This is a genomic window from Streptacidiphilus monticola (assembly GCF_042658505.1).
GTDB classification, from domain to species: domain Bacteria; phylum Actinomycetota; class Actinomycetes; order Streptomycetales; family Streptomycetaceae; genus Streptacidiphilus; species Streptacidiphilus monticola.
This window is the reverse complement of the sequence record NZ_JBHSQJ010000252.1, coordinates 1-7,009: the sequence shown is the minus strand read 5'-3', so window position 1 is coordinate 7,009 and position 7,009 is coordinate 1. Positions and strand designations below refer to the sequence as shown.

At 72.6% G+C, this 7,009-nt stretch carries 6 protein-coding genes; 4 read left to right on the top strand and 2 right to left on the bottom strand.

All coding sequences use genetic code 11. The annotated features are described in order from the left end of the window. On the bottom strand, positions 1–2,114 hold a 2,114-nt coding region (locus ACFP3V_RS31960; RefSeq protein WP_380591396.1), incomplete at its 3' end, for an ATP-binding protein. A gap of 203 nt (positions 2,115–2,317) precedes the next feature. Between ACFP3V_RS31960 and ACFP3V_RS31955 the strand changes: the two genes are divergently transcribed. Continuing rightward, a complete protein-coding gene (locus tag ACFP3V_RS31955) occupies positions 2,318–3,310 on the top strand; it encodes a terpene synthase family protein (protein ID WP_380591393.1) in 993 nt (330 codons plus the stop codon). A gap of 209 nt (positions 3,311–3,519) precedes the next feature. Here the strand turns inward: ACFP3V_RS31955 and ACFP3V_RS31950 are convergent, their stop codons facing one another. Then, complete coding sequence (locus tag ACFP3V_RS31950; protein WP_380591390.1) at positions 3,520–4,107, bottom strand: PadR family transcriptional regulator; 588 nt, start codon at positions 4,105–4,107, stop codon at positions 3,520–3,522. 74 nt (positions 4,108–4,181) lie between these two features. On the opposite strand from ACFP3V_RS31950, the gene ACFP3V_RS31945 reads away from it, so the two are divergent. From ACFP3V_RS31945 to ACFP3V_RS31935, 3 genes are all read left to right on the top strand, one after another. Then, complete coding sequence (locus ACFP3V_RS31945) at positions 4,182–4,658, top strand: hypothetical protein (RefSeq protein ID WP_380591387.1); 477 nt, start codon at positions 4,182–4,184, stop codon at positions 4,656–4,658. A 1-nt stretch (position 4,659) separates the two neighbouring features. Next, positions 4,660–5,829 carry an FAD-dependent oxidoreductase gene (locus ACFP3V_RS31940; RefSeq protein WP_380591384.1) on the top strand — a complete coding sequence of 390 codons (1,170 nt, stop codon included), beginning with the start codon at positions 4,660–4,662 and terminating at the stop codon, positions 5,827–5,829. Positions 5,830–5,924: 95 nt separating this feature from the next. Next, positions 5,925–6,782: an SCO6745 family protein gene (locus tag ACFP3V_RS31935; protein ID WP_380591381.1), complete on the top strand. Its 858-nt coding sequence runs from the start codon at positions 5,925–5,927 to the stop codon at positions 6,780–6,782. The last annotated feature ends 227 nt before the right edge of the window (positions 6,783–7,009 follow it).

Genomic DNA, 7,009 nt, shown 5'->3' with positions numbered 1-7,009 from the left:
CCGCCTACGACCACTGACCCTTGGAATCGATCATCTAGGACGGCGACGGTGTCCCACTGCAGCGGTGTTCCCTGCCCCATGCGGTCCGAGCGCTTGAGCGCGGCCCGCAACTGCTTCTCGGCGGCCAGCAGGCGGCCCTGGCGGAAGAGCACGAAGCCGGTCATGAAGTCGGCGAAGCCCAGGTGGCCACCGGTCCAGCCGGCCACCTCGAAGGCGTGGTGGGCTTCCTCGAAGAGGCGACCGGCGACGTCGAGCCGGTCGTTGTAGGCGTAGACGAGGCCGAGCAGGACCGGGATCTCGAAGCCCCAGGTGGTGTTGGTCCACTCCAGGCCGTGGGCGAGGCGTCCGCCGACCTGGTTCTCCTGCCAGCCCTGGACGGCGAGTTCGAGGGCCTGCAGCGAGTCCAGGCCGCGCTGGGTCATGTCCCAGGCGCGCACTACCTGGACGGCACGGGTGGCGGCGTCCTGGCCGGTCAGGCCGTCGGCGATCTCCTCCAGGCGGCGGGAGTTGCCGCCTTCCTCCTCGTCGCGCAGGAAAGACCACCACATGTAGTAGGCGGCCTGCAGGCGCACGGTGCGGCCGGGATCCGCGTCGGAGCGGAACTGGGGCATGGCCCCGGCGGTGGCTTCGACCGCCTCCTCCATCCGGCCGCTGTGGGCGAGGGCCTGACCGAGCCTCAGCACGGCCTCCTCGCGCATGTCTGCGGAGAGCCCGTCCCGGGTGTCCAGGGCCGCGCGCAGGTGGCCCACGGTGGCGGTGGGGTTGGTGAGCAGCAGGGCCCGGCCGAGTTCGAAGCGGACCGTCGCGTAGTCCTCGTTGAGCGGCGGCTCCTCCAGCGCGCGCTCCAGGCAGCGCACGGCGGCCGAGGGGGCGCCCATCGCGAGGTGCTCGTCGGCGGCGTCCCGCAGCATCTCGACGACCTGCGGGTCGTCCTCCGGGTAGGTCTCGATCAGGTGCCGGGACATGACGGAGAGCGGCTTGCCCGCGTCCTTGAGTACCTGGACCGCCGCGCCGTGCATGGCCGTCTTGGTGGCCGGCGACATCCGCTGGTAGATCGCGGTGGCGATGGTCGGGTGGACGAAGCCGGGCGGCTCCTTGCGGTCGAGGATCCGCGACTCGCGCAGTGACGCCACGACGGCGTCCACGTTGCCGTCCCGGACGGCGGCGAGCTTGGCCGCCAGCGGGACAGTAAAGTCCTCGTGGTCGAGGACGGCCGCGGCCTGCGCGAAGCGGCGGGTGTCCACGTCCGCCTGCTCCAGGGTGCGGACGATGGCGTCGCCGCGACCGGATGCCGCGATGCCGCGCAGCCGGGGGACGGTGTCCTCGGTCGGCGGCAGCCCCTGGTCCTTCAACCGGCTGACCAGATAGACCAGTTCGTAGGGGTTGCCGCTGGTGACCACCCAGCACTCGTTTGCGAAGCCCTCCTCGGTCTCCTCGCCCAGCTCGGAGCGGAGCAGCTCCAGGGTGGCCTCCTGGCCCAACGGGTCCACCTTGACCGTGCGGGCGGTCGGCGACGCGCTCAGCTCCCGTGCGCCCTCAGGCAGTTCACCCGGTCGGTAGGCCAGAACCAATAGGATCGGCAGCTGGGCGAGATGCAGCTGGGAGAACTCGGCCAACCACGCCATCGACTCCGCATCGGCCCAATGCAGGTCGTCCACGGTGAGCACGAGCGGCCCGGTGCGGACCAGCTGGCTGACAACCCAGCTGAGGGCGGTGCGCACACCCAGCGGATCGAGCGGGCGGCCCTGCGGCGAGGGGATCAGCCCCAGTGCGGGGGCGGCCAGGTCGTACCAGGTGCCGAACAGCTCCTGCCGCTCCATGCTGCCGTAACGGGCCAACTCGGCCTGCAGCAGCCCGCGGACGACGGTGTAGGGGGACTCCCGCAGCAGCTGGCCGCCGCGGGCGGACACGACGGTGAAGCCGCCCTTGGGGTCGAGCGCCGACCTGCGCACCGCCTCGATCAGTGCCGTCTTACCGGTGCCTGCGGCCCCGCTGAAGATCAGGGTGGAGCCGAGCTGTGTGCGGCCCTCCTCGAAGCCCTCGCGCAGTTCCCGGAGCGCCCGTTCGGCCTGCGCCGTGGCCTCCTCGCGCTCGAAGAGCGTACGTTCCTCCACGGCGGCAACTCCCCATGTGCGTCCGGCAGTCCTGACTTCCGAGGCTATCCAGTCCGGTACGTGCCGTGGGCAGTTTCTCCAAGCCATCTATTTTGACCGTTTTAGCCAATTCCGCTTGTTGGTTGAGCGGCCGTTGTGCCAAGTAGCGACCCTTATAGACCACTTGAGGTAACGTCGCAGGACGAAAGGAGGGCGAGTCCCTCATGCAGTTGCGCGTTCCCTGGCAGACCCAGCCCAGCCCGTACCGGGACGAGGCCGCCGAGCACAACCTGGAGTGGCTCCGCTCGCACGGCATGCTCAAGGACCCGGCCGCCGTCTCGGTCTACGAGCGCTGGGACATCCCCACGCTGGCCGCCCGCAGCTTCCCCGACCTGGACCGGAGCGGGCTGCGACTGGCGACGGACATGTTCAGCTTCTACTTCCTCTTTGACGACCAGTTCGACGGCGAGGTCGGCCTCGATCCCCTCCATGTCGCCAGGGTGACGGACGAGTTGACCGCCATCGCGCACGGCGGCCGCCCCGTGGACACGCCCTCCCCCGTCGCCTCCGCCTTCGGCGACCTGTGGCGCAGGCTCTCGCTGGGCATGTCCCGGCGCTGGCGCTCCCGCGCCGCCTTCCACTGGGAGGAGTACTTCTCCGCGCACCCGAGCGAGGCGCTCGGGCGGGTCGACGCGGTCGTCCCGAGCCGCGCGGCGTTCCTGGAGATGCGCCGCTGCGCCGACGGCGCGCAGACGGTGCTCGACGCGGTGGAACGCTTCGGCGGTGAGGTGCCCCCGGCGGCCCTTCACAACCCCACGATGCGGCTGCTGCGCCAGTACGCCGCGGATGCCCCGGCGTTCAGCAACGACGTCTGGTCCTACGACAAGGAGGCGCCGCGGGGCGACGTCTACAACCTGGTCGTGATCACCCAGCACGAGCTCGGGTGCGGCCTCGCGGAGGCCAAGGCCACCGTGCAGGAGGAGGCTCAGGAGATGGTCGACTCGTTCGCGCGGATGCGCGCGGACGTCCCCCGCCTCTGCGACCGCCTCGGCGTCCACGGCTCGGAGCGGCTGGCCGTCTCCCGGTACGTCGCCGCTCTGGCCTCCTGGCTGGCCGGCTGGTCCTACTGGGAGCAGACAACGCTGCGATACCGCGCCGAAGGCGCGATTCCCGTGGACCAGCCCAACTACATCGACGAACTCCTGCACGCGAGTTAGCCGCGCAAGTCCCCGGCAGGGGCGCGAGGCTGTCGACACGTGCGGCTCCGCCGCATGGCGCGCGAGGAACCCACCACTCAGAGAGGTTCGACCGCACACGGGCCGGACCCCGCGAGTGGTGGGTTCCTCGCGCTGGGGCCCCTCCCGCCGTGGGGGCACCTCCGGCCGAAGGCAGGGGGAGGCTGGGGATCCTCGCGCCCTGCCGGGGGCTATCCGGCTGCCGCCTTGGCGAGGGCGGAGAGGGAGTCGAAGTCCCAGGTGAGCGCGCCTGAGCGCAGCTCGGACACGACCCCGTCCAGCCAGGCGAGTTCCGCCGAGAGGACCGCGCGGCGGTACTCGTCCTCCAGCACGGTCACCCGGGGCAGCTCGAACTGCCCTGCCGCCGCCTCAAGTTGGGCCAGCTCGGCGCGGACCGCCGCCGCGCGGCGGGCCAGCACCCGCTCCGCCTCCTGCGGCAGCAGCATCATCGTGAACGACAGCGCCGCCGGGAACTCCGGATACTCCGGCTTCGGCGCCGCCAGCATCTCCCGCAGCCAGTCCCGCGTCGCCGCCCGCCCCGCGTCCGTCAGCTCGTAGACCGTGCGCTCCGGGTACTGCTGGTCCCGGCCGGTCTCGCGGACCGCGATCAGGCCGGCTTCGAGCAGCCGGTCGATCGTCCGGTACAGACTCGCCCGCTGGTTGACGTTGACGACCTGGTCCTTCCCCCACTGCTTGATCAGCCGCTGGATCCCGTACGGGTGCAGCGGCTGCATGTGCAGCAGCGAGAGGACGGTGAGGGCGAGAGGGGAACTGCGCATGCCCAGATCCTAACGGGTGCTGATCTCCGTGGAACTAGTTGACGAGATACTAGTTTCACTGCAACTATCGATCCATGACGACAGCGACCCCGCTCGAGTCCGCCGAGCGCATCCACGCGGACCACACCACCGTCAAGCACCTCGGCCACTGGACCGAGGCCACCGCCTTCGACGTGCGGGCCCGTCGGGCCGGCGTCGTGCTGGACCTGCGTTCGCCCCTGATCCGCTGGGACGAGCCGGTCACCGTCGACCTCCGACTGACCGGCGCCACGGTCACGCTGCTCCTCCCCGAGGACGTCGCGGTGGACCAGTGGGGCCTGGCCTGGAGCGGCCGGGGCCGGGTGAAGGACGCCCAGGGCGCCGACACCTCCACGGGACGCCGGCTGCGCCTGGCCGGCACCGCCCGGCACGGGGAGGTCCGCGTGCTGCGCGGCGGCAGCGCCCAGCTCGCCGCCATGTGCTCCCGCGCCTACCTGGACGACCTGCGCCGCGCCCATCGCGAGGGCGGCTTCCCGACCGTCGACGACCCTGCCCGGGAGAGGAAGAACTGAGATGGCACCCACCCGCACCGCGATCGTCGTGGGCGGCGGCATCGCCGGTCCGGTCGCAGCGCTCGCGCTGCGCCGGGCCGGGATCGAGGCCACCGTGCACGAGGCCCACGACGGGACCGCCGACGGCGTCGGCGGCGCGCTCAGCATCGCCCCCAACGGCCGCGCCGCCCTGGACCTGGTCGGACTGGACCGGGTCGGCGAGCCGATGAACGCGATCGTCCTGCAGAACCACCGCGGCCGGACCGTCACCGAGATCCGCCAGCCGATGCAGTTCACCTGGCGGGCGGACCTGTACCGGCGTCTGTACGACCTGGCCGTCGGCGCCGGTGTCCGCGTCCACCACGGGCAGCGGCTGGTCGACGTCAGCGAGAGCGCGACCGGCGTCCGTGCCGTCTTCGCCGACGGCAGCGTCAGCGAGGAGGCGGACGTCCTCGTCGGCGCCGACGGCATCCGCTCGACCGTGCGCCGGCTGATCGACCCGGCCGCGCCGGAGCCGCGCTACTCCGGGCTGCTCGGCTTCGGCGCCCGCGTCGAGGGCGTCGGCCTGCCGCCCACGGGCGACCGGATGTACATGGCCTTCGGCCGCCGTGCCTTCTTCGGCTACCAGTCCTTCGCCGACGGCAGCGGCGTCTGGTTCGCCAACCTGCCCCACCCGTACGCCGGTTGGGACGAGGTCCGGAAGACGCCGAACGAGGAGTGGCTGCACCGGCTGGCCGGTGCGTTCTCCGGGGACGCCGTGCCCGCGCTGGAGCTGCTGCGCCGCACCGCACCCGCCGATCTGGTCAGCTCCGGTCCGATGGAGGACCTCCCCCATGTCCCCCAGTGGCACCGCGGCCGCATGGTCCTGGTCGGGGACTCCGCCCACGCCACGTCGCCCAGCTCCGGCCAGGGCGCCTCACTGGCGGCCGAGAGCGCCGTCGAACTCGCCCGCGCCCTGCGGGACCTGCCGTACCGTCAGGCCTTCGCCGCCTACGAGCGGGCGCGCCGCGCCCGGGTGGAGCGGGTCATCGCGGAGGCGCACCGGACCAACAGCGGCAAGGCGGCCGGCCCGGTCGGCCGTCTGGTCCGCGACGCCCTGCTGCCGCTGTTCGCACGGATGGCGACCCCGGCGCGCACGGCATGGAAGTTCGACCACCGGATCGACTGGGAGGCGCGCGTCCTCGCAGCCTAGAGCCCGGGAGGAGCCGCCGCGCAGGCCTTGGGGCCGGTACGCCGGCACAGGCCCTAGGGTGGGACCGGGAGGACCCGGCGGCGGAGGGATCGGCGATGACGGCACAGCCCCTGTTGGCACGGCGGCTCTGGGAGGCCGTGGAACCCCTGCACGCGGTGGTCTACTTCGCCCCCGAGCCGGCCGAGGCCGCCCGGGAGGTGGGGCTCAAGGGCTACTGGATGGGGTACTTCGCCGGCCGGCTGTCCGCGGTCGGGCCGGTCGGGGCGGGCGTGGGGTCCGCCCTGTGCTTCGCCTTCGCCCCGGGGAAGGTGGCGCGCGCCCTGCCGGACGCCTGGTCCTTCGCCACGGCGGAGGCCGTGCTGGAGTCGCGGCTCGCGGCGGTCGAGAAGATGCTGGGCCGACTGCTCAAGCCGCTGCGGCCGAGTGAACTCGACCAGCTGACCGGTCTGTTGGAAGCCCTGGTGGACACCTGCGACTTCGACGGCCGGGCGCTGGCGGCCGCCTGGGCCGACGTGCCCCGGCCGGACTCCCTGCTGGTGCGGCTCTGGCTGGCGGCCACCGTGCTGCGCGAACACCGGGGCGACGGCCACGTCATGGCCCTGGCCCGCGAGGGCCTGGGCGGCCTGGCCGCGGGCATCACCCACGTGGCCGCCGGGGCGGTCACCCGCGAGTCGATCCAGGGCAGCCGCGGCTGGACGGACGAGGAGTGGGAGCTCGGCAGCGCGAAGCTGCGCCGCAAGGGCCTGCTGGACGCCGAAGGCGGGCTGACCCCGGCGGGCCAGGAGCTCCGGACCAGGGTCGAGGCGGACACCGACCGGCTCGCGTCGCACGCGGTGATCCGCGCGGAGGCGGCGACCACGGCGATCGCACTGGCCGCGCCGGTCAGCCGTGCCCTGCTGACCAGCGGCGCCCTCCCACCGGTCAACCCCATCGGCCTCCCCCGCCCCAGCTGATCCTCCTGCGGGGCAGCCTTCGGCCCCGGTGCGAGAGGGCCACCGCCCGGGGACAGCTGCGGCGTTCGCCGGATCTGCGGGGGTCGCGGGGACTAGATTGACCTGCGTGTATCTGGCGGAGAGATCCGCCCCCGGGGGGCGGGAGACACGCAAGTCCGGTGCCGCGCGGGTCGTTTCGGGCACCGTGCTGGCGCTGGGTGCGGTGAGTCTGGTCACGGATGTCTCCT

Coding starts and splice junctions, on each gene's coding strand:
- ACFP3V_RS31955 (WP_380591393.1), top strand. CDS start 2,318: ATGCAGTTGCGCGTTCCCTGGCAGACCCAGCCCAGCCCGTACCGGGAC.
- ACFP3V_RS31950 (WP_380591390.1), bottom strand. CDS start 4,107: ATGCGCAGTTCCCCTCTCGCCCTCACCGTCCTCTCGCTGCTGCACATG.
- ACFP3V_RS31945 (WP_380591387.1), top strand. CDS start 4,182: ATGACGACAGCGACCCCGCTCGAGTCCGCCGAGCGCATCCACGCGGAC.
- ACFP3V_RS31935 (WP_380591381.1), top strand. CDS start 5,925: ATGACGGCACAGCCCCTGTTGGCACGGCGGCTCTGGGAGGCCGTGGAA.
- ACFP3V_RS31940 (WP_380591384.1), top strand. CDS start 4,660: ATGGCACCCACCCGCACCGCGATCGTCGTGGGCGGCGGCATCGCCGGT.